This is a genomic window from Actinomadura fibrosa (assembly GCF_900659615.1).
Classification (GTDB): domain Bacteria; phylum Actinomycetota; class Actinomycetes; order Streptosporangiales; family Streptosporangiaceae; genus Spirillospora; species Spirillospora fibrosa.
The window spans coordinates 1-19,512 of sequence record NZ_CAACUY010000174.1 but is presented as its reverse complement, the minus strand read 5'-3'; the positions used below and the strand labels follow the sequence as shown (position 1 = coordinate 19,512).

Annotated in this window: 19 protein-coding genes; 7 read left to right on the top strand and 12 right to left on the bottom strand. The window is 72.9% G+C overall.

Annotation, left to right across the window (positions count from 1 at the left end; genetic code table 11):
* The 5 genes from E1300_RS51850 to E1300_RS35885 form a co-directional block, all read right to left on the bottom strand.
* Nucleotides 1–296 (bottom strand): hypothetical protein (locus E1300_RS51850; protein WP_207400141.1); only part of this gene is annotated, 296 nt, incomplete at its 3' end.
* A 164-nt stretch (nucleotides 297–460) separates the two neighbouring features.
* Nucleotides 461–1,822, bottom strand: a complete 1,362-nt coding sequence (gene glnA2 / locus E1300_RS35900; RefSeq protein ID WP_131761571.1) for a gamma-glutamylpolyamine synthetase GlnA2 — start codon at nucleotides 1,820–1,822, stop codon at nucleotides 461–463.
* 87 nt (nucleotides 1,823–1,909) lie between these two features.
* A complete protein-coding gene (locus tag E1300_RS35895; protein ID WP_131761570.1) occupies nucleotides 1,910–2,758 on the bottom strand; it encodes an amino acid ABC transporter ATP-binding protein in 849 nt (282 codons plus the stop codon).
* Nucleotides 2,755–3,618 (bottom strand): amino acid ABC transporter permease, encoded by an 864-nt coding sequence (locus E1300_RS35890; RefSeq protein WP_242619600.1) that lies wholly within the window; start codon nucleotides 3,616–3,618, stop codon nucleotides 2,755–2,757. The genes E1300_RS35895 and E1300_RS35890 overlap by 4 nt, the downstream gene beginning before the upstream one ends.
* Nucleotides 3,579–4,394, bottom strand: a complete 816-nt coding sequence (locus tag E1300_RS35885) for a transporter substrate-binding domain-containing protein (protein WP_131761569.1) — start codon at nucleotides 4,392–4,394, stop codon at nucleotides 3,579–3,581. Before E1300_RS35885 ends, E1300_RS35890 begins: the two co-directional genes overlap by 40 nt.
* Nucleotides 4,395–4,554: 160 nt before the next feature.
* Here E1300_RS35885 and E1300_RS50540 point away from each other — a divergent pair, with 160 nt between their 5' ends.
* Nucleotides 4,555–5,571 carry a terpene synthase family protein gene (locus E1300_RS50540; protein ID WP_165503140.1) on the top strand — a complete coding sequence of 339 codons (1,017 nt, stop codon included), beginning with the start codon at nucleotides 4,555–4,557 and terminating at the stop codon, nucleotides 5,569–5,571.
* A 63-nt stretch (nucleotides 5,572–5,634) separates the two neighbouring features.
* Here E1300_RS50540 and E1300_RS35875 read toward each other — a convergent pair whose 3' ends face one another.
* Nucleotides 5,635–6,606, bottom strand: coding sequence for an ArsR/SmtB family transcription factor (locus tag E1300_RS35875; RefSeq protein ID WP_131761568.1), 972 nt, complete (start codon nucleotides 6,604–6,606; stop codon nucleotides 5,635–5,637).
* Between the two features lie 55 nt (nucleotides 6,607–6,661).
* Between E1300_RS35875 and E1300_RS35870 the strand changes: the two genes are divergently transcribed.
* Complete coding sequence (locus E1300_RS35870) at nucleotides 6,662–7,936, top strand: MDR family MFS transporter (RefSeq protein ID WP_207400140.1); 1,275 nt, start codon at nucleotides 6,662–6,664, stop codon at nucleotides 7,934–7,936.
* A 32-nt stretch (nucleotides 7,937–7,968) separates the two neighbouring features.
* Nucleotides 7,969–9,765 (top strand): NAD+ synthase, encoded by a 1,797-nt coding sequence (locus E1300_RS35865; RefSeq protein WP_131761567.1) that lies wholly within the window; start codon nucleotides 7,969–7,971, stop codon nucleotides 9,763–9,765.
* Here E1300_RS35865 and E1300_RS35860 read toward each other — a convergent pair.
* The 6 genes from E1300_RS35860 to E1300_RS35835 are packed head-to-tail and all read right to left on the bottom strand — an operon-like array spanning nucleotide 9,751 to nucleotide 17,009.
* Nucleotides 9,751–10,710, bottom strand: a complete 960-nt coding sequence (locus tag E1300_RS35860; protein WP_131761566.1) for a hypothetical protein — start codon at nucleotides 10,708–10,710, stop codon at nucleotides 9,751–9,753. The genes E1300_RS35865 and E1300_RS35860 overlap by 15 nt on opposite strands.
* A 20-nt stretch (nucleotides 10,711–10,730) precedes the next feature.
* Nucleotides 10,731–11,705, bottom strand: a complete 975-nt coding sequence (locus E1300_RS35855; RefSeq protein WP_131761565.1) for a hypothetical protein — start codon at nucleotides 11,703–11,705, stop codon at nucleotides 10,731–10,733.
* Nucleotides 11,698–12,555: a hypothetical protein gene (locus tag E1300_RS35850; RefSeq protein WP_131761564.1), complete on the bottom strand. Its 858-nt coding sequence runs from the start codon at nucleotides 12,553–12,555 to the stop codon at nucleotides 11,698–11,700. The genes E1300_RS35855 and E1300_RS35850 overlap by 8 nt, the downstream gene beginning before the upstream one ends.
* A gap of 41 nt (nucleotides 12,556–12,596) precedes the next feature.
* Nucleotides 12,597–16,223 (bottom strand): ADP-ribosyltransferase, encoded by a 3,627-nt coding sequence (locus tag E1300_RS35845; protein ID WP_242619601.1) that lies wholly within the window; start codon nucleotides 16,221–16,223, stop codon nucleotides 12,597–12,599.
* A 43-nt stretch (nucleotides 16,224–16,266) separates the two neighbouring features.
* On the bottom strand, nucleotides 16,267–16,620 hold the full coding sequence (locus tag E1300_RS35840) for a DUF6507 family protein (protein WP_131761562.1): 354 nt from the start codon (nucleotides 16,618–16,620) through the stop codon (nucleotides 16,267–16,269).
* Nucleotides 16,621–16,664: 44 nt separating this feature from the next.
* Nucleotides 16,665–17,009: a hypothetical protein gene (locus E1300_RS35835; RefSeq protein ID WP_131761561.1), complete on the bottom strand. Its 345-nt coding sequence runs from the start codon at nucleotides 17,007–17,009 to the stop codon at nucleotides 16,665–16,667.
* Between the two features lie 318 nt (nucleotides 17,010–17,327).
* Here E1300_RS35835 and E1300_RS35830 point away from each other — a divergent pair, with 318 nt between their 5' ends.
* The 4 genes from E1300_RS35830 to E1300_RS35815 form a co-directional block, all read left to right on the top strand.
* Nucleotides 17,328–17,663: a hypothetical protein gene (locus E1300_RS35830; RefSeq protein WP_131761560.1), complete on the top strand. Its 336-nt coding sequence runs from the start codon at nucleotides 17,328–17,330 to the stop codon at nucleotides 17,661–17,663.
* A gap of 31 nt (nucleotides 17,664–17,694) precedes the next feature.
* Nucleotides 17,695–18,000, top strand: coding sequence for a pore-forming ESAT-6 family protein (locus E1300_RS35825; RefSeq protein ID WP_131761559.1), 306 nt, complete (start codon nucleotides 17,695–17,697; stop codon nucleotides 17,998–18,000).
* Nucleotides 18,001–18,118: 118 nt separating this feature from the next.
* Nucleotides 18,119–19,066 carry a TNT domain-containing protein gene (locus E1300_RS35820; protein WP_242619599.1) on the top strand — a complete coding sequence of 316 codons (948 nt, stop codon included), beginning with the start codon at nucleotides 18,119–18,121 and terminating at the stop codon, nucleotides 19,064–19,066.
* Between the two features lie 19 nt (nucleotides 19,067–19,085).
* Nucleotides 19,086–19,512 (top strand): EsaB/YukD family protein (locus tag E1300_RS35815; RefSeq protein WP_207400139.1); only part of this gene is annotated, 427 nt, incomplete at its 3' end.

Below are 19,512 nucleotides of genomic sequence, written 5' to 3'. Positions count from 1 at the left end.
CGACGACCGTGGTGTCCACGACGCTGGAGGACTCCCTCGGCTGGCCGGACGCGACGGTCGTCAGCGGCGGCGCCGTCGATGCCGTCGCCCGCCTCCAGCAGCCGGAGCAGCCCGTCCAGCGCGAGGTCGGGGTCGGCGGTGGCGCCGAGCGCCTCCAGCAGGTCGTTGCCGAGCTCGGCCCCGGCCGCCGCCTCGGCCTCCAGGATGAGCCCGCCGGCCCGTCCCGCGTCGGTGAAACCCAGCCTCGCCAGCCGCCCCGCCAGGGAGGGGCGGCGATCAGTCCACGGCTCGCTCACGGTCCCAACCGTAATCCGCCGACCGCCCGACGGGGGACGGCCGAGATCTCATTTCCGTTCCGCCGCCCCGCCGCTCTCCCGGGGAGGCGCCTTGCAGGGCCGCTTACAGCCTTCCAGGCCCGGTTACGGCCTTCCGGGTCCGTTACGGCCCTTCCGTGCCCGGTTCACAGCACCGCCATGAGGTGCTTGCGCTCGAACTCGGTGACCTGGCGGCGGTACTCGCCCCATTCCTGGCGCTTGTTGCGCAGGAAGAAGTCGAACACGTGCTCGCCGAGGACGTCCGCCATCAGCTCGCTGCGCTCCATCGCGCGGATCGCCTCGTCCAGGCTCTGCGGGAGCGGCTCGATGCCGAGGGCGCGCCGCTCGGCGGAGGTGAGCGCCCACACGTCGTCCTCGGCGCCCTGGGGCAGCTCGTACCCCTCCTCGATGCCCTTGAGCCCGGCGCCGAGGATCGCCGCGAACGCCAGGTAGGGGTTGGCGGCGGTGTCGAGCGACCGGAACTCGATGCGGGTCGAGTGGCCCTTGTGCGGCTTGTACATCGGCACGCGGACGAGCGCGGACCGGTTGTTGTGCCCCCAGCAGATGTAGGACGGGGCCTCTCCTCCGGCGCCCGCCGCCGACCCTTCGCCGCCCCAGAGCCGCTTGTAGGAGTTCACCCACTGGTTGCACACGGCGGTGATCTCGGCGGAGTGCCGCAGCAGCCCGGCGATGAACGCGCGGCCGACCTTGGAGAGCTTGTACTCGGCGCCCGGCTCGTAGAAGGCGTTGCGGTCGCCCTCGAACAGCGACATGTGCGTGTGCATGCCGGAGCCGGGGTGCTCGGTGAACGGCTTCGGCATGAACGAGGCGAACACGCCCTGCTCCAGCGCGACCTCCTTCATCACCAGCCGGAACGTCATGATGTTGTCGGCGGTGGTGAGCGCGTCGGCGTACCGCAGGTCGATCTCCTGCTGGCCGGGGGCGCCCTCGTGGTGGCTGAACTCCACCGAGATGCCCATGGCCTCCAGCATGGTGATCGCGTTGCGCCGGAAGTCGTGCGCGGCGCTGTGCGGGGTGTGGTCGAAGTAGCCGCCCGAGTCCGCCGGCTCGGGCTCGCGGCCGTCCTCCGGCTTGTCGTTGAGCAGGAAGAACTCGATCTCGGGGTGGGTGTAGAAGGTGAACCCGAGGTCGGCGGCGCGTGCCAGGGCCCGCTTGAGGACGTAGCGCGGGTCGGCGAAGCTCGGCGTCCCGTCCGGCATGAGGATGTCGCAGAACATCCGGCCGACGCCGGGCGACTCCGAGCGCCACGGCAGCACCTGGAACGTGGACGGGTCCGGCTTGGCGATCATGTCCGCCTCGTGGACGCGGGCGAAGCCCTCGATCGCCGAGCCGTCGAACCCGATGCCCTCGCCGAAGGCGCCCTCCAGCTCGGCGGGGGCGACGGCCACGGACTTCAGGAACCCGAGCACGTCGGTGAACCACAGCCGGATGAAGCGGATGTCGCGCTCCTCCAGCGTGCGGAGCACGAACTCCTGCTGTCGGTCCAAAGCCTTCTCCCTCGGTGGTGCGATGCCGGCCGCCGCGGCGACAGGTCCGGCTACCTTGCAGTATGCCCGGCCGCTGTTACCGCGACGTTACGCGCCGGGGTCCGATGATCGGAACCTATCCGACGCCTCCCCCTCCCCCACCCGCGCGGCCGCCGGATCGAGGACGCGGGCCAGGAAGGACCGCGTCCGCTCGTGCTGCGGATCGGTGATCACGCGGGACGCCGGGCCCTCCTCGACCACGACGCCGCCGTCCATGAACACGACCCGGTCGGCGACCTCGCGGGCGAAGCTCATCTCGTGGGTGACGACGAGCATGGTCATCCCGGCCTCCGCCAGCGTCCGCATGACGCCGAGGACGTCGCCGACGAGCTCGGGGTCCAGCGCCGACGTCGGCTCGTCGAACAGCATCACCTCGGGGCCCATCGCCAGCGCCCGCGCGATCGCCACGCGCTGCTGCTGCCCGCCCGAGAGCTGCGCCGGGTAGGCGTCCACCTTGTCGGCGAGGCCGACCCGCTCCAGGTTCTCGCGGGCGATCCGCTCGGCCTCGGCGCGGTCCCGCCTGAGCACCTTGCGCTGGGCGATCGCGACGTTGCCCAGCGCCGTGAGGTGCGGGAACAGGTTGAACGACTGGAACACCATGCCGATCCGGCGGCGGACGGCGTCGATGTCGACGTCCGGGTCGGTCACCTCGGTGCCGGAGACCCGGACCGTCCCGGCCGTGGGCTCCTCCAGCAGGTTGACGCAGCGCAGCAGGGTCGACTTGCCCGACCCGGACGGGCCGATCACGCAGACGACCTCGCCGGCGCGGACGTGGAAGTCGATGCCGCGCAGCACCTCGTTCGCGCCGAAGGCCTTGCGCAGGCCGATGATCTCGATGGCCTCCCCGCCCGGCGCGGAGTCTCCCGGAAGGCCGCCGGGACGGTCGCCGGCGCTCATCGCTGCCCCCTTCGCTGCCGCTCCTCCAGCCGCCGCGACAGCAGGCTCAGCGGGATCGTGATGATCAGATAGCAGATGCCGGCCACGATGATCGGGGTCGTGTTGCCGAGCTGGCCCGCGAGGTCCCGGCCGAACTTGGTGAGCTCGCGCTGCTCCAGCGTGACGCCGAGGAACAGCACCAGCGAGGAGTCCTTGCACAGCAGGACGAGCTGGTTGGTGAGCGGCGGGATGATGATCCGGAACGCCTGCGGGAGGATGATCGAGCGCATGGCGCCGCCGTAGGACATGCCGAGCGAGCGCGCCGCCTCCAGCTGCCCGCGCGGGACGGCCTCGATCCCGGACCGGATCGTCTCGGCCATGTAGGCCGCCGCCGCGACGCCGAGCGCGACGCCCGTCTGCCCGACGGCGCCGCCGGGGACGTTCTTGCCGGGGAAGGCCAGCGGCACCCCGACGCTCACGAAGATGAAGATCAGCAGCAGCGGCAGGCCGCGGAACACCTCGATGTAGACGGTCGCGAACCACCGGTACGGCGGGACCGACGACAGCCGCATCAGCGCGACGACCAGGCCGAGCACCAGGCCGATGCCGAAGCCGACCGCGGTGTAGACGGCGGTGTTGCGCAGCCCGACCGTGACGATGTCCGGGAAGAGCTGCCGCGCGGCGTCCCAGTTCGCGAAGTTCAGCCGCAGCGTCGGCCAGTCGGCCAGCAGCGCGATGGCGACCACGGCCACCGCGAAGATCCCGTACTGGATCCACAGCGACACCTGGCGGCGGCGCCGCCGGGACATGCCCGCCGGCGCCGCCTTCGCCGTCCCGACCGTCACGGCGTGCCGCCGGTCGCGGGCATCGGGCCGATCCACTTCTCGTAGATCTTCTTGTAGGTGCCGTCCGCCTTCGACTGGTCGATCACCTGGTTGGTCATCTCGACCAGCTTGGGGTTGTAGCCCTTGCGGATCCAGAAGCCGTACTGCTCGCCGGTGTTGAGGTTCGCGACGATCTGGTACTTGGCGTTCGCCGGGTCCTTCAGCCAGTTCTGGACGACCGGGTAGTCCTGCACGATGACCTCGACCTGGCCGGTGCGCAGGCCGTCCAGCTCGGCCAGCGAGTTGTCGAAGGAGCGCGGGTCGAGGCCCTTGCCCTTGACGTAGTCCTCACCCGTGGTGCCCGCCTGCGAACCGATCTTGATCTTGCGGTTCTTGACGTCGTCCAGGCTCGTGATCCCGCTGCCCTTCTTCGCCAGCAGCGCCTGCGTGGCGTCGAAGTACGGCTTGGACACGTCCATGAACTTCACCCGGTCGGGCTTGATCGTCATGCCGCCCATGACGATGTCGCACTTGCCGGCGTTCAGCGCCGCGCCCGTCTTCATCGTCTCGAACGGCGTGTCGACGATCTTCTGCGTCACGCCCAGCTTCTTCGCGACGAGATCGATCATGTCGACGTCGAATCCCACCACCTTGCCGTTCTGCTCCGACTGGAACGGCGGGTACGGCAGGTGCGTGCAGGACGTGAGCGCGTCCTTCTTGAGCAGCTTGACGCCCTGCACCGTGGCGCCCTCGTCGCCGCCGCACGCCGCGGCGGTCAGCGCCAGCGCGGCGACGCCCGCACCCAGCGCCCAGCGCGTGGTCCGTCCGGACACGTGTCCTCCAGTGTCGATCGCTCGTGATCACCGCACTATGCCATGTCCGCGCCCCCGGGCGGCAGACTCGGCCGTGACCCTCCCCTCATTCCCGTTTCCCCAAAAATTGACGTGGCGATCATGGGTCCGACCTGGGCGGATCGTTAACGTGGGCCTCGTCGTGGACATCTCACTCCTTCTCTCGTCGGTCGACCGGGGCACCTCGCTGGGGTCCCCCTCGGCCATGCACCCGGAGTCGTGGCAGCTGTGCGCCCAGGTGGAGGCCTGGGCCCGCGGCCGCGGCCTCGTGCTCGGCGACCCGGACACCTCGCCCGTCGGGCGGGCGCGGTGCGACCGGCTCGCCGCCCGCGTGTTCCCGGACGCCGAGCTCGGCGCGGTGGACCTGTTCGCGCGCTGGCTCACCTGGGCCCTCGCCCTGGACGACACGCTCGACCACCCCCCGCTCGCCGAGAGCGGCAGCGCCGTCCACCACCTGTGCGACGACCTGCTACGCGCCATGCGGCGCGGCCACGCCCGCCCCGGCGCCCGTCCCCTGGAGGCGTCGCTGGTCGAGCTCTGGCACACCACGGCCCGCGACATGAGCCGCGACTGGCGCCGCCGCTTCATGCTGCACCTGGAGGCGCACCGGGACGGCTGCGCCGAGGAGGCCGTCAACCGCCGCATCGACCACATCCCGGGCCCGGCGGAGTACGTGGCGCTGCGCCGCCGCGCCTGCGGGCCGTTCCTGTACGACCTGATCGAGCCGGTGCTCGGCGTCGAGCTGTCCCCGCGGCTGCTCCGGACGCCCGGCTGGAAGACCCTGCGCGACGGCGTCGCCGACGTCGTCGCGTGGTCCAACGACCTGGCCTCGCACGACCTGGAGACCGAGCGCGGCGACGTCCACAGCCTGCCGACCGTCCTCGCCCGCGCCCACGGCCTCGACGCGGCGCAGGCCGCCGGCGCCGTCGTGGACCGGATCACCGAGCGGGTGGACGAGGCCTGGCGGGCGGCGCGCGGGCTCCCCGAGATGCTCGACCGGCTCCAGCTCTCGGTCGCGCAGCGCGCCGCGGCCGCGCAGGTCGTCAAGGTCATGCTGGACACCCCGCGCGCCCATCTCGACTGGCTCGCCGAGTCCGGCCGCTACGCCGCCGACGCGATCGCGGCCCCCCGCCTGGACGCCCTGGCCTCACTGCGCTGACCCCACGGCCTGGACGGCTCCGGCGAGCGTGCGGCGGGCGCGCGGCGGGCGCCCGGGGAGCGGTCAGCGGGTGGGTGCGGCGGCGAGGGCGTCGCCCGCGGGAGTGCGGACGTACAGGACGCGGCGCCCCAGCCGGTGGCCCGTCACCAGCCCGCAGGCCCGCAGCACGCCGAGGTGCTGGCTGACCGCCCCGGCCGTCACGTCCAGCCGCCGGGCCAGCTCCGACGTGGACGCGGGCGTGGCGAGCGCGGCGAGCAGGGCCGCGCGGCGGCGGCCCATCAGCGCCGCGAGGGCGTCCGCGCCGGACGCCCGCCCGGTCTCCCACAGCGTCGCGACCCCGGTCGGCGGATAGCTCAGCATCGCCTGGTAGGGCGGCACCATGACCGACACCCCCGGCCACACGAACGCGCTCGGCACGAGCAGCAGCCCGCGCCCCGCCAGCTCGCCGCGGAACTCCCAGCGCCGGTCGATCGACAGCGTCCCCGCCCGCCAGGCCACCGCCTCGTGCAGGTCGTCGAAGACGCCCTCGGCGCCCCGCGCGGCGAGGGCCCGCGAACGGCGCAGCACGTCCCCCTCCAGCAGGTCGAGGACGCGCGGCCAGAACGGCTCCAGGGCCGCCTCCCAGTACCGCCCCAGCAGGCCGACGAGGACGTCGAGGGTCCGCTCCGGCTCCGCCGCCATCGCCAGCCGCCGTGGCCCGACCTGGTTCCCCCGCTCCGTCCAGCGCAGCTCCGCGGCGACGACCTCCGGCGGCGTCGCGCGGACGGTCTCCAGCTCGGCGGCGAAGTCGGGCAGCGGCGTGTCCGGCGGCGGGGTGAGGAAGTCGGGCACGTAGCCGACCGCGGGGACGATCTCCCGGAGCGGCTCCAGGTCGAGGCCGCGCAGCCGGGGCCGCACGGCGTGCACCCACGGCAGGTGGAGCGCGTGCCCGGACGGGTCCGCGAGCACCCGCACGCTCCGCATCAGCTCCCACAGCGGCGAGAACGCGAACCTGACCCGGGCCACGTCGTCCGGCGCGAACAGGAACTCGATCATTTAGCCCAGCCTAAATCAGTGTCCCCGCCCGCCCCGCCCCCGGAGCATCGAGGGCGTGACGACTCTGGACGGCGTCCCCGCGGGCGTGCCCCCCGGCCGGGTCGCGGCGTTCCTGCGGCCGCGGCTCGGCGGCCTCCCCCGCCCGTTCTGGGTGCTGTGGGCCGGGACGCTGCTCAACCGCCTCGGCACGATGGTCGAGCCCTTCCTCGGCCTGTACCTGACGACCACGCGCGGCCTGTCGCTCGGGCAGGCCGGAGCCGTCATGGCCGTCCTCGGCGCGGGCTCGTTCGCCGGGCAGCTCGCCGGCGGCTGGCTCGCCGACCGCCTCGGCCGCCGGATCACCCTCACCGCCGCGACCGTCGGCACCGGCGCCGCCATGCTCGCCCTCGGCTACGCCCAGGGCATCGTCGCGCTCACCGCGGCCGCCCTGCTCCTCGGCCTCCTCCTCGACATGTACCGCCCCGCGTCCGCCGCCATGGTCGCCGACCTCGTCTCCCCGGCGGAGCGCCCGCGCGCGTTCGGGCTGCTGTTCTGGGCGATCAACCTCGGCTGGTCGGTCGCCATGGTCCTCGGCGGGACGCTCGCGCAGCAGGGCTTCGCGTGGCTGTTCTGGATCGACGCGCTCACCTGCGCCGGGTTCGGGCTGCTGGTCTGGCGCGCCGTCCCCGAGACGCGGGTCCGCCCGGACGCCGCGTCCGGCGCCGCGGGCGCGTCCGGCGGCGGCTTCGCCCGCGCGCTCCGCGACCGCGTCATGGTCGGCTACGTCCTGGTCGCGCTCGTCTACACGTTCGTCCTGATGCAGGGCATGACCACCATGCCGCTCGCGATGAAGGAGGACGGGCTCGGCCCGCGCTCCTACGGCATCGCCTTCGCCGCGAACGGCGTGCTGATCATCATCGTCCAGCCGCTGGTGGGCGCGTGGCTGAGCCGCCGCGACCACACCTCCGTGCTCGCCGCGGGCTTCGCCCTCGTCGGCGTCGGCTACGGCCTGACCACGCTCGCCTCGTCCGTGACCGGCTACATCGGCGCTGTCCTCGTCTGGACGCTCGGCGAGATCACCGCCGCGTCCGTCCTCCAGGCCGTCGTCGCCGACCTCGCCCCAGCGGACCTGCGCGGCCGCTACAGCGCCCTGTACGGCATGGCGTGGTCCGGCGGGTTCCTGCTCGCCCCGCTCGGCGGAACCCAGCTGCTCGACGCCGGCGGACCGCCCGCACTCTGGCTCACCTGCCTAGGCCTCGGCCTCGTCGCGGCCGCCGCGCAGCTCGCCCTCGGCCCCGCCATCCGGCGCCGCCGCGCGCTCGCGTCCGCCCCCCTCTTCTCGTCACAGTGACGAAACCGCGTCCGCTCAACTAGTCTGAGCACGTGGCACAGCTCAGGATCGCGCTCGCACAGGTGAACCCGACCGTCGGCGACCTCGACGGCAACGCCGACCTCATCGTCGACTGGACCCGGCGCGCCGCCGACGCCGGCGCGCACCTCGTCGCCTTCCCCGAGATGATGCTGACCGGCTACCCGGTCGAGGACCTCGCGCTCCGCTCGTCCTTCGTCACCGCCTCCCAGCGCGCCCTCGACCGCGTCGCGCGGCGCCTCGCCGCCGAGGGCCTCGGCGGCCTGCCCGTCGCCACCGGCTACCTCGACCGCCGCACGGTCGGCCTCGCCCGACCCGGCCAGCCCGCCGGGTCGCCGCTCGACGCCGCCGCCTGGCTGCACGGCGGCGAGGTCCTCGTCCGCTCCGCCAAGCACCACCTGCCCAACTACGGCGTCTTCGACGAGTACCGCGTCTTCGTCCGCGGCGACCGGCTCCCCGTCGTCCGCCTGCACGGCGTCGACGTCGCCACCGTCGTCTGCGAGGACCTCTGGCAGGACGGCGGCCCCGTCAGCGTCACCGAGGCGTCCGGCGCCGGGCTGCTTCTCGCTCTCAACGCCTCCCCCTACGAGCGCGACAAGGACGACGTCCGGCTGGAGCTGTGCGCCGCACGCGCCCGCGAGGCCGGCTGCGCCCTCGCCTACGTCAACATGGTCGGCGGCCAGGACGAGCTCGTCTTCGACGGCGACTCCGTCATCGTCGGCGCCGACGGCACCCTCCTCGCCCGCGCCCCCCAGTTCACCGAGCACCTCCTCGTCGCCGACCTCGCCCTGCCCGCCGCCGACCCCGCCGTCCGGCCCGGCCGCACCCCCGTCGACGCCCAGGACGGCACCACGATCACCATCGACCGGCACGTGCTCGCGCCCGACCCGCTGCCCGCCTACCCCGTCGAGCCGCAGACCGTCGCCGAACCCCTCGACGACCTCGCCGAGGTGTACGCCGCCCTCGTCCTCGGCACCCGCGACTACGTCCGCAAGAACGGCTTCCGCTCGGTCATCCTCGGCCTGTCCGGCGGCATCGACTCCGCCCTCGTCGCCACCATCGCGTCCGACGCCGTCGGCCCGGAGAACGTCCACACCGTCCTGCTGCCGAGCCGCTACTCGTCCGAGGGCTCCGTCACCGACGCCGAGGACCTCGTCAAACGGCAGGGCGTCCACTCCCGCATCGTCCCCATCGGCGACATCGTCGAGGCGTTCGAGGCCCGGCTCGACCTGCACGGCCTCGCCGAGGAGAACCTCCAGGCCCGCATCCGCGCCAACATCTGGATGGCCCTGTCCAACGAGCACGGCCACCTCGTCCTGACCGGCGGCAACAAGAGCGAGCTCGCCACCGGCTACTCCACCCTCTACGGCGACTCCGCGGGCGGCTTCGGCCCCATCAAGGACCTCACCAAGACGATGGTCTGGGCCCTCGCCCGCTGGCGCGACGCGCAGCCCCCCGGCGCCCTGCCCTTCCTGCACCCCTTCGAGGACGAGCCGATCCCCCAGGCGATCATCGAGAAGGAGCCGTCCGCCGAGCTGCGCCCCGGCCAGCGCGACAGCGACTCCCTCCCCGACTACGCCGTCCTCGACCCCCTGCTCGTCGACTACGTCGAGCGCGACATGGGCCGCGACGCCCTCATCGAGGCCGGCCACGACCCCGACCTCGTCGAACGCGTCATCCGCCTCGTCGACCTCGCCGAGTACAAGCGCCGCCAGTACCCGCCCGGCCCGAAGATCACGCCGAAGAACTTCGGCCGCGACCGCCGCCTCCCCATCACCAGCCGCTGGCGCGAACCCTCAGCCCGCCCCTGACAGCAGGCCGAGCACCACGCCCCCGACCTCGGCGTCGTCCCACCGGCCGATGTCCCGGCGCACGACGTCCCCGATCACCGGCCCTTGCGCGACACCTCCGCGCGGCGGACCCGAGTACGCACCATGCAGGACGGCCTGGAGCACCTCCCCCACCAGCTCGACGTCCACCGAGACGGCCTGGCGCGCATAGGCGTCGGCATCGAGCCGAGACGTCCCCGTCACCCACGACCACGGATCGGCGTCGACGACGACGTCCGGCCGGGCCGACCGATCGAGCACCTCGGCCAACGCCCGTCCGATGACCTCCGGACCAGCTCCCCTGCGTAGCGACGCGACCGGCGCGACGGCTCGACGGCGTCCGCCCCCTACCGCGACTTGCGGCACGAGCTGCACCAGCCCGCCGACCTCGAACACCGTCACCGTGCCCCGCCGCAGCACCGTCCGCTCCGGCGCCGGCCCGTCCTGTTCGTCCGTACCGTGCAGCCGCGGCTCGAACCAGACGTCGCGTCCGTCCGCGTCCAAGTCGGTACCGGGAGGGAAGTCGCGCACCCCGCGCCCGGGCAGGAAGTCCGCGAAGATGTCCGTGCCGTTCCCGAAGGCCAACGGCAGTCCGAGCACCATCAGCCGGTCGAACAGGGACCGTCCGACCCGCTCCAGCACCTCGTCCCGGGCCAGGCCAGGGACGCCCGCCAACTCCGCGGAGACTTCGTAGGCGTACGACTCGAAGGCCGTGCACAGGTCGGGGTCGTCTTCGTCCCAGTCGCTCTCGGTCAGGCGGAGCGTGAGCACCCCGGGCCCCGTGAACCAGGAGGCCGTCTTGATCGTGTAGGTGTAGCCGTGGGTGGCCCGGAAGTATCCGGACGTCTCCAGGGCGACCGCGACGCGCTGCGCCACGGCGGCCGCGTCCCTCCAGTCGGCGACGTACACCTCGACCGTGCTGCTCACGATGCTCGGGCTCGCCGTGCTCAGGCGAAGGCGTGGCCTCGGACGGCGGCGAGCAGGCGCAGGACGAGGTCGCCCATCTTCCTGTCATCCCAAGGATGCGACTCCCGCACCATGAGGGACTCGGCCACCGGCCCCTGCACAACACCCGCAGACGACCCCGAGTACACGCCACGCGGAACGGCCACGAACGACTCCCCGGCGACTTCGATGTCGAGTGACACCGCCTCGCGCGCGTAAGCGTCGGGCTCTAGACCAGCCGTGCCCGCCACCCAGGGCCAAGGGTCGGCCGCCACGACCGCGTCCGTATCGGCCGATCGGTCGAGGACCTCCGCCAGCGTCCGGCCGACGAGGGCGGGACCCGCGCTCCGGCGGATCGCCGCGACGGGGACGACCGCAGTGGACTCGTCACCGGTCTCGCCCGGGACACGTGCCACGAGGTGCAGCAAGCCGCCCACCTCGAAGACCGTCGCGGAGCCGCGGACGCGCGGCGTCGGCTCGGGCACCGGTTCCCGAGCGGCTCCGGCTCCATGGAACTCCGCCTCGAACCACTCGTCCCGGCCAGGTGCGCTGCGCGACGTCCCGGGCGGGAACTCGCGCACGCCCCGCCCGGGCCGATAGTCGGCGAAGATGTTGGCGTTGTCGCCGAACGCGAGGGGTCGCTCCAGCGAGGTCAGACGGTCGAACAGCGCGCGTCCCAGCCGTTCGCGCACCTCACCGCGAGCCAGTCCCGGGACTCCGCGCAACTCGATCGAGAGCTCGTAGTCATAGGGCTCGTAGGCCGTGCAGAGGTCGGGGTCGTCGTCGTCCCAATCGGTCTCGGACAGTTCCAGAGTGGCAACGCCGGGGCCGTCGAGCCATGGGCTCGATGCCAGCGTGAGGGTGTATCCGTCCTCCGTGCCGAAGTATCCGGACACCTCCAGGGCGACTGCGACGCGCTGCGCCACGGCGGGCGCGTCCCTCCGGTCGGCGATGTACACCTCGACCGTGCTACTCACGGGCCAGCCCCTTCAGTTCCTCCAGGCTTGCGGCCGTACGCTCCTCGGCGTCGGCGGGGATCGTTCCGCCGACAGGGTCCTCCGGCGCGCCCTTCCAGCGGCGCAGCGCGTCCAGGGCCGGGAGCCCCTCGCGAGCGGCGTCCTCCAGCCGCCGGAGCCACGGCCCACCCGCCTCGAAGGCCGCCGGACCGCCATGGGCTCGCCGCTGGTAGTCGGCCGCGTTCTCCGTCTCGGACGCCCACAGGTAGCCGACGACGTCCCCATTCCGGACCACCGGCAGGTAACGGACGGCGGTGTCCGTGTCGAACGCGTAGCCGGGCTTGTCGAGCGTGAGCGGCGAAAGGGGCTCCCAGCCCCGCGAACGGTCGAGCGGGACGCCGTCCGGGGTGAACTGAGGTCCCTCTGGGACCGGCGCCTCCTGATGCCCTGGATTGGCGATTCCACGGAGCTCGTCGAGGCTTCCGGCCCGCTGCTCGTCCGCGTCCGCGGCGATGCCGCCGCCTTCCGGGTCCTCCGGTGAGCCCGCCCAGCGCCGCAGCGCCTCCAGCGGCCCCAACCCGGCCTGCTTCGCCTCGACGAAGCGCTTCTGCCAGGTCAGCGGAGCGCGGAAACCGCTCGTCGCGCTCAGCCTGCGCAGGAAACCGGCCGCGTCGTCGGCCTCCCCCGCCCAGAGGAAGCCGATCACCTCGCCCCCGGCCGTGACCGGCAGGTACCGGACGGCGCCACCGGTCGCCGACGGGTACCCCTCCGGCACCGGCCCGGGCGCCGGCGGCCCGGACGGCTCCGCCCCCGGCGGAGGAGGACCGCCGCCCGCCCAGGGCGTCCGGTCATCCCCCGGCATGCTCCGCATCAGTCGCCTTCCCTTCCGACCCGAGCAAGACCCCGCCGCCCTCATGCGCCGGGCGGCAGGACCTCGGCGTTGATGTCGAACGTACCGTCGGGATTCGGCGTGACCTTCGTGATCCGGTAAGTCGTGTTCCGTGGCAGCACCAATTCCCGCTGGAAGTCGTACACGCTGTTCCTGCCCATCCACAACCCGTGCGCCCCCTCAGGGACGCTGAGATGCATGCGGTAGCGGAACGACTGCCCGTCCACCTGCGTCGGGCCGGCGCCGAGCGAGGTCGACATGTAGCTGCTCTCGCGCTGGACGGTGCCCTCCAGCGCGTGCGGGTCGTTCGGATCGAATCCCTCCATGAAGTCGAGGCTGTGCAGGCCGCGCTGGACCTCCACGCCCTCCGGCAGCGGATTGTCCAGCGCCTCGTCGATGAGCCGCATCCGGTCGTGGATGTCGTCCAGCGTCGGGAAGCGGCCGAACGACTGGGCGACCGCGCCGGGCTGCCCGGCCGACCTCAGCCACTGCTCCAGCCTCGTCCCCGGGTCCGCCGAGTTGACGATGTCGTGGACGATCTGCCGCTGCGTCGGCGTCAGGTCCGTCCTGTGGAGGGCGTTGTAGACGTCGTCGAGCGTCGGGACGCGGCGGTCCGTCATCTCGAACAGGTCCCAGCCGGGCCCGGCGTTGCGGATCCAGCCGTTCATGATGTCCTGCACCTGGCTCCACGTGTTGGCGCGCAGGATCGGGTTGTACGGCCAGGAGTACCGCGTGTACTCGCGGATCGCGTGCTGCGTCTCCGGCGACAGGTTCCGGTACGTCTCCCCGAGGACGCGCTCCCCGTACAGCTCGCCGTCGTCGTCGGTGTCGAAGCGCCGGACACCGTCGTCGTCCATGTGCCCCGGGGTCCCCGAGCCGTGCCCGTGGTCGCCGGGGTCCAGGTCGGGCGCGTCGCCGGAGTCACCGTTCGGGTCGCTGCCGTCGCCAGTGTTGCCGGTGTCTCCGGTGTGGCCGTCCGGGTGCGGGTCAGGGTGGGCGACAGGCTGCACGCCGCCATGCTCGCTGCCGCCGTGCTGCCCGGGACCTTGCTGGCCGCCGTCGGCAGTGGCGCCGCCGTCGTTGCCGCCACCGTCGCCGCCGTCACCGCCGTTGCCCGTGCCGCCGCCGTCGGAACCGGAGCCCTGCTGGCCGCCGCCGTCGTTGCCGCCACCCTCGTTGCCGCCGTCGTTGGCGTCGGGGTGCGGGGCCGCGCCGCCGTCATCCCCCAGCGGCTTCGTCGGCGGGTCTCCGCCGCCCGTGGGCGAACCGCCGCCCTCGGGATCGTCCTTGCCGCCGTCGCCGCCGTCGCCGCCGTCGTTGCCTTCGGATCCGCCTGGCGGACGGCCCTCGTCGGGCGAGGTGAAGCGCCGGGCGTCCGGGTCCCACTGGCCGATGGGGTGCTCGCCGTCGGCGTCGATCCGGGTGATGCGGCCGTCCTCGTAAACGATCTTCGAGCCGTCACCGAGGTAGGTCTCGATGCGCCCCAGGCGGTCCAGTATCGGATTGTTGCTGCCGAGCATCCGGCCGAGGCGGCTCTTGAGGCCGTTGACGACGTGGTCGGCGCTCAGCCCGGCCTGCCGGCCGTCCATGACGATGTCGCCGTGGGGCAGGCTGCCGTCCGGCTGCGGCTTGAACTTCTTGAAGGCGCGCTTGAGCTGGTCGTCGACCGCGCTCCGGGTGTTCTCGCCGACCTCCTTGTACTCGGTGGGAGTGCCGGGGTCGTGCGGGCCGCGTCGTTCGAGCGCGTCCATCGACGTGAAGTTCTCGTGGTTGCGGGGGTGCGGCGGCAGCCGCGTGACCAGCCGTCCCTCGTCCGCGCGCGTCTCGGCCGTCTTCCGCTCGTTGGGGTCGAAGCGGTCGTTCCGGTTGTCGGAGGGCGGGTCGTAGACGCCTTCCTTGTACTTGTCGCCGAGCGGGCCCTCCTTGGTCGGGTCCGTGTCGCCGAAGTGGTCGGGCGGGATGTCGCGGGGGTCACCGTCGCCCGTGCCGGGGCCCTCGCCGGTCGGCGGGTCGTTCGGGGGGTCGTTGGGGCCGGTGGCGTCGCCGGTGCCGGGCTGGTCGCCGGGCTGGTCGCCGCCCTGGTCGCCGGGGGTGTCGTCGTTCCCGCCGGGGTCGTCGTCGCCCGTGCCGGGGTCGTCGTTGCCCTTCGGGTCGGTGTCGGTACCCGGGCCGTCCTGGTCGGTCGGGTCGGTGGTCTGGCCGTCGGGGTCGCGGGTGTCCGTGCCGCCGTCGTTGTTCGCGGGGTCGTTGCCGGAACCGTCGCTGTCGAGCGGGCCGTCGCCGGGGCCGTCGTTGTCCAGGGGGTCGTTGTTACCGCCGCCGGAGCGTCCCGGATCGTCGGTGCCGCCGGGACGGCCGGGATCGTCGTCGCCGCCGACGTGGCCGCCGGGGTCGTCGCCGCCGACGCGGGCCGGTTCGCGGGGCGGTTCGAGGCCGGTCGCGTCGTCCATGGCGCGGTCGAGGCCCTGGAGCTCGCCGGTGTCGAAGTCGAGGTCGTCGAGCTGGTTCTGGAGGTCGCGCGTGGTGGGGCTGTTCGCGTCGAGGCCGCCGGGCGCGTCGAGCTCGCCGGAGTCGACCCGGCCGTCGCCGTTGCGGTCGCCGTGCGGGGTGTCTCCGTCGCCGCCGTCGCCGTGGCCCCTGCCGGGGTGCTCGCCGTGTCCGCGTTTCAGCAGCTTCAGGCCGAGCTTGACCTCGCCGACGCCGATGAACAGGCTGCCGATGTTGAGGACGCTCTGCGTGATGACGTAGCCGGGGCGGTCGCCCCACTCGCGCCAGGGGACGAAGGAGTGGCCGATCTCGACCCAGGCGCCGGAGAAGTTGCCCCACCAGTCGCCCCAGCCGCTGTCCCACACCCAGCCGTGCTCACCGTGCAGGCCGACGAGCCCGCCGAGGTCGCGGAGCGTCTGGGTGTAGTTGCCCTTCATGTTGTCCCACCACTGGCCCCAGCCCCAGCCGTTGTCCCAGAGCCAGCCGTTCTCGCCGTGCAGGCCCACGAGGTCGGCGAGGTCGGTGAGGATGCCCTTGCCGAAGTCCCACACGCCGTCCCAGGCGTCCTGGTACCAGGGCTTGTCGTGCTCCTGCGGCTTGGCCCAGGGGGTCTCGACGTCCTTGGGGGCCTGGCCGAGGCCGTAGCCCTGCTGGCCCTGGCCGGGCTTGCCGTCGGCCGGGACGAAGTGCGTGCCGCCGAAGATGCCGGTGATCTTGTTGGCGCAGGAGCGCTCGGCCTCCTGGTACTGCGCGATGGCGGCGAGGACGTCGTTGTTCAGCTTGTTGTGCTCGTTGACCTTGTCCTCGTCCTTGCGCCAGTCGTCGTCGCCGTCGATCTTCGAGCGGAAGTTCTGCGCGGACGTCTTCAGCCCCTGGAGCCGCGTGATGATCGGGCGGATCTCCCCGGCGAACGCGACGAGCGCGTCGCCGACGGTGGTGACCTCACCCTTGAACCCGTTGCCGGCGGTCTCCACGGGCTTGGTCGCGGCGAGCAGCTGCGGCGACTCGGGGGCGATGTAGAACTCCGACAGGGCCTGCCAGTCGGCGTGGATGTCGTGGCCGGTCTGCGCGATCGCGGTGCCGTCGCCCTTCAGCGCCTTGCCCGCGGCCTCGACGTCGTCGGGGACCGCCTTCGGGATGGGGATCGCGTTCGGATCGATCACATCGCTCAACGTCGCACCACCTCTGCGCCGGTCCCGGCCCGGGTCACTTTCCGATTCTGGGAGCGGGCGCGTCGACCGCGGTCCGCTGTGCCTCGGCGGCCATCTCCAGGTCGCCGTTGATGTAGGCCTTGGTGGCCTTCACGGCCCCCGTCAGGCAGCTCGCCGACTTGCTGACCATGCCCTTCAGCCCCGGCGAGGTGTGCGTGACGTACTCCTTCAGCGCGGTGCCGATCGGCATGCTGGACGCGGCGGTGCCCGCGTCGCCGACATGGTCGCCGAAGTCCTCGATCTGCTTCACCAGGCCGCCGCCGCCCTTGCCGTCGGCTCCCCCGACCTGGGCGCCGACCTTCTGGACCACGGACGCGACTCCGCCTGGATCGATGTCCCACTTGGACATGCGCCCCGTTCCCCTTCTCGTTCGTCAGCCCGCCGCATCCCTCGTTAGAGTGCCGGTTCCCCGTTCCCGTTCCGCGCGGGCGGCGGGCGTCCGGCGCCGAAGCGGTCCGCCCTGAACCCGGCGGGCGGCGGCGCGAGCGGTCCCGCGGCGGCGGCCCACGCGGGCCGGACGCCGGCGAGCGCCGCGTCCAGCTCGGCCAGCGAGGCGTCGATGCGCTCGGCCTCGGCGGCCACGTCGGCCGAGAGCCGCTCGGTCGCGGCGGTCAGTGCGGCGACCGGGTCCTCGCCGGACGCGTCCTCGGCGGCGCCGCCGTACACCATCTCGGCGGGCTCGGCGGGGACGTCTCGCGGCTCTTCGGGTTCGGGGGGTTCGACCAGCTCGAACTTCATGGCTCCATCCGCTCGCGCGCACGCTCGGGCGAGTTCGCGCCTCCCCGGGAGGAGGGACGGCGCAGGGCACCGTTCCCATCGTGATCAGAAAGCGGGAGGGATGTCCAGTCCCTTCCGCGATTTCTCCCGTGCCGCCATCGGTCACCGTCCGGCCGAAACCTCCGGGGCCTCCGCGGCGTCCTACTCCCGACGGGGGAGCCCTCGGGATCCCTTGCGCCATCGGCTATCGCGTGGCGGCGGGGACGCCAGCCGACTATCGTCGATGGCGAGTTCCATCGGTAACAGTGGGATGTGCGACGACCGGCAGGTGAACCGAGCATGGGACGTTGGGATCAGGGCCAGGAAACGCTGATCACCCTGGCCAAGAACACCGGGAACCGCGGCGAGGAGCTCGCCGCGCTCGTCAAGGCGCTGATCGCGGCGGCGGAACCGCTGTCCGGCAAGTTCAACGGCGCGGGCAAGGCCGCCTTCGACAACTTCAAGGCCCACTCCGACCAGATCATCGCCGACCTGAAGGGCGGCCTGGACCGGGTGAACACCGGCCAGGTCGGCATGGAGAAGGCGTTCTCCACCGGCGACACGGAGATGGCGGACGAGGCCGGCCGCATGATGTCCGCCGCCAACTTCGACGGTGCGAAGTTCCGCACCGCCTGACCTTCCCGAGACCCGCAGAAAGGACGCCGCAGTGGGAGCGAACGGACGGCGCAGCTACGACACCGGCGCCTCGGCGGAGGCGCAGGGCAACATCCAGACGATCGTCGCGCGGCTGGAGGCGCTGATCGGCACGCGCGACACCGACGTGAACGCGGCGCTCGCCGACTTCGAGGCCACGGGGGTCTCGGAGGAGTACCGCGCCAAAGAGGTCAAGTGGCACACCGCGGCCAACGAGACCCGCGAGATCATCCGCCTGGTGAAGGCGACGCTGGAGAAGAACGACGAGATCGCCGGCACGACCCTGGGCAAGGCCAGCGCCGCCGTCCAGGCCATCTAGCCCCGGCCCCCTCACCCGACCGACCTGTTAGCAGCGAACCGACCTACGAGCACCGAGCCCGCCGGGCCGGGATGGAGTCGACACGGCCCGCGACTACGACACCCAGCTGCTGGAGTCGGTGGCGGTGCGGCGCCGCCGGCTCCGCGACGCGCTGCTGTTCGGCTCGCAGCGCACCCGCCGCACGTTCGACGAGAACGTGATGAAGCTCCTCGCCGGCGTGTGCGTCGCGGCGGTGCTGTGCGCGGGCACGGTCGGCTACTCCTACCTCCAGTCGCGGCTGCGCAAGCAAGAGAAGCAGAAGGCCGCCGAGTCGCAGGTCGCCGCGCCGGACGAGGGGACGGCGCCGGTGCCCGCCGACTGGGTCGGCTCCCAGGTCACGTTCCCGCGGCTCCGGGAGGCGCTGGAGCGCGCGGGCGTCCCCGAGGGCCTGTACGTGCTGCCCGGTGAGCCGCGTCCTCCGGTGCGGGCGGCGTCCAGCTACTACGTCATCGCCAGGGGCACGGACCAGTTCTCCGGCGGCGTGGTGGAGTTCCAGCAGGGGCGGATCGGCGCGCAGTTCCCCAACGAGGACGAGGCGTGCCGCTGGCTGTACGGCGAGCTGGTCGTCCGGGAGCGTCCCGCCCACGCGCTCGACGCGCGCGCGGAGCAGGAGGCGATCCGCCAGGGCGCGCTGCTCGCCGCCGACGCGCGCAACAAGATAGCCATGGGCGGCGGGGCGTCCATCACCTACCCGCTCCGGCAGGGGACGCTCGTGGACGCGTTCGGGCAGGAGAGCGGGTCGGTGCTGTTCCCGTTCGGCACCCCGTTCGCGCAGCGGGGCCTGCCGGCGGCCGCGCGGGCCGACTCGTTCCCCGGCGCGCCCGACGGGTACAGCCGGTACCGGGTCATGAAGCCGTTCGCGGTGAGCGCCTCGGTGTCGGCGCCCGCGGGACGCAGCCCCGGCGGCGGCGTGCGGTTCGGGATCAGCGCGGGGCTGTTCGCGCGGCCGCCCGCGCTGCCCACGGTCCGCTGGCTGCTGCGCAACGGCTACCTTGATCGCGTCACCGGGACGGTCGTGCCGCGGTGACCCTGAGGGAGAGGTCGTTATGTCCGCGTGGAGCCGGGTGACCCTCGTCGGCGAGTACCGCCGTGTCGACATGGTGCTCCCGGCGCAGGAGCCGATCGGCGCGCTGATGCCCGAGGTCCTCGAACTGCTCGGCGACCCCGTCCAGAACCCGCCGCGGCTGCGGCACCTCGCGACCTCGTCCGGCGAGGTCCTCGACCCGGGGTCCAGCCTCGCCGACCGGCAGGTCCCGGACGGCGCGGTGCTGCGCCTCGTCCGCAGCGACGAGCCGCTGCCCGCGCCGGTCGTCCACGAGGTGCCGGAGGTCGTCGGCGACGCGCTCGACGGGCGGCTGTGGCGGTGGGGCCCGGCCGCGGTCCGCTGGACGGCCACCGCGACGCTCGTCGCGCTCGCCGTGGCGATGGGGCTCGTGATCCGCGTGGGCGCCGACGCGGCCGCCGTGCCGGGCG

Coding starts and splice junctions, on each gene's coding strand:
- E1300_RS35895 (WP_131761570.1), bottom strand. CDS start 2,758: ATGAGCGCCGGCGACCGTCCCGGCGGCCTTCCGGGAGACTCCGCGCCG.
- E1300_RS35830 (WP_131761560.1), top strand. CDS start 17,328: ATGGGACGTTGGGATCAGGGCCAGGAAACGCTGATCACCCTGGCCAAG.
- E1300_RS35875 (WP_131761568.1), bottom strand. CDS start 6,606: ATGATCGAGTTCCTGTTCGCGCCGGACGACGTGGCCCGGGTCAGGTTC.
- E1300_RS35835 (WP_131761561.1), bottom strand. CDS start 17,009: ATGAAGTTCGAGCTGGTCGAACCCCCCGAACCCGAAGAGCCGCGAGAC.
- E1300_RS35840 (WP_131761562.1), bottom strand. CDS start 16,620: ATGTCCAAGTGGGACATCGATCCAGGCGGAGTCGCGTCCGTGGTCCAG.
- E1300_RS35850 (WP_131761564.1), bottom strand. CDS start 12,555: ATGCGGAGCATGCCGGGGGATGACCGGACGCCCTGGGCGGGCGGCGGT.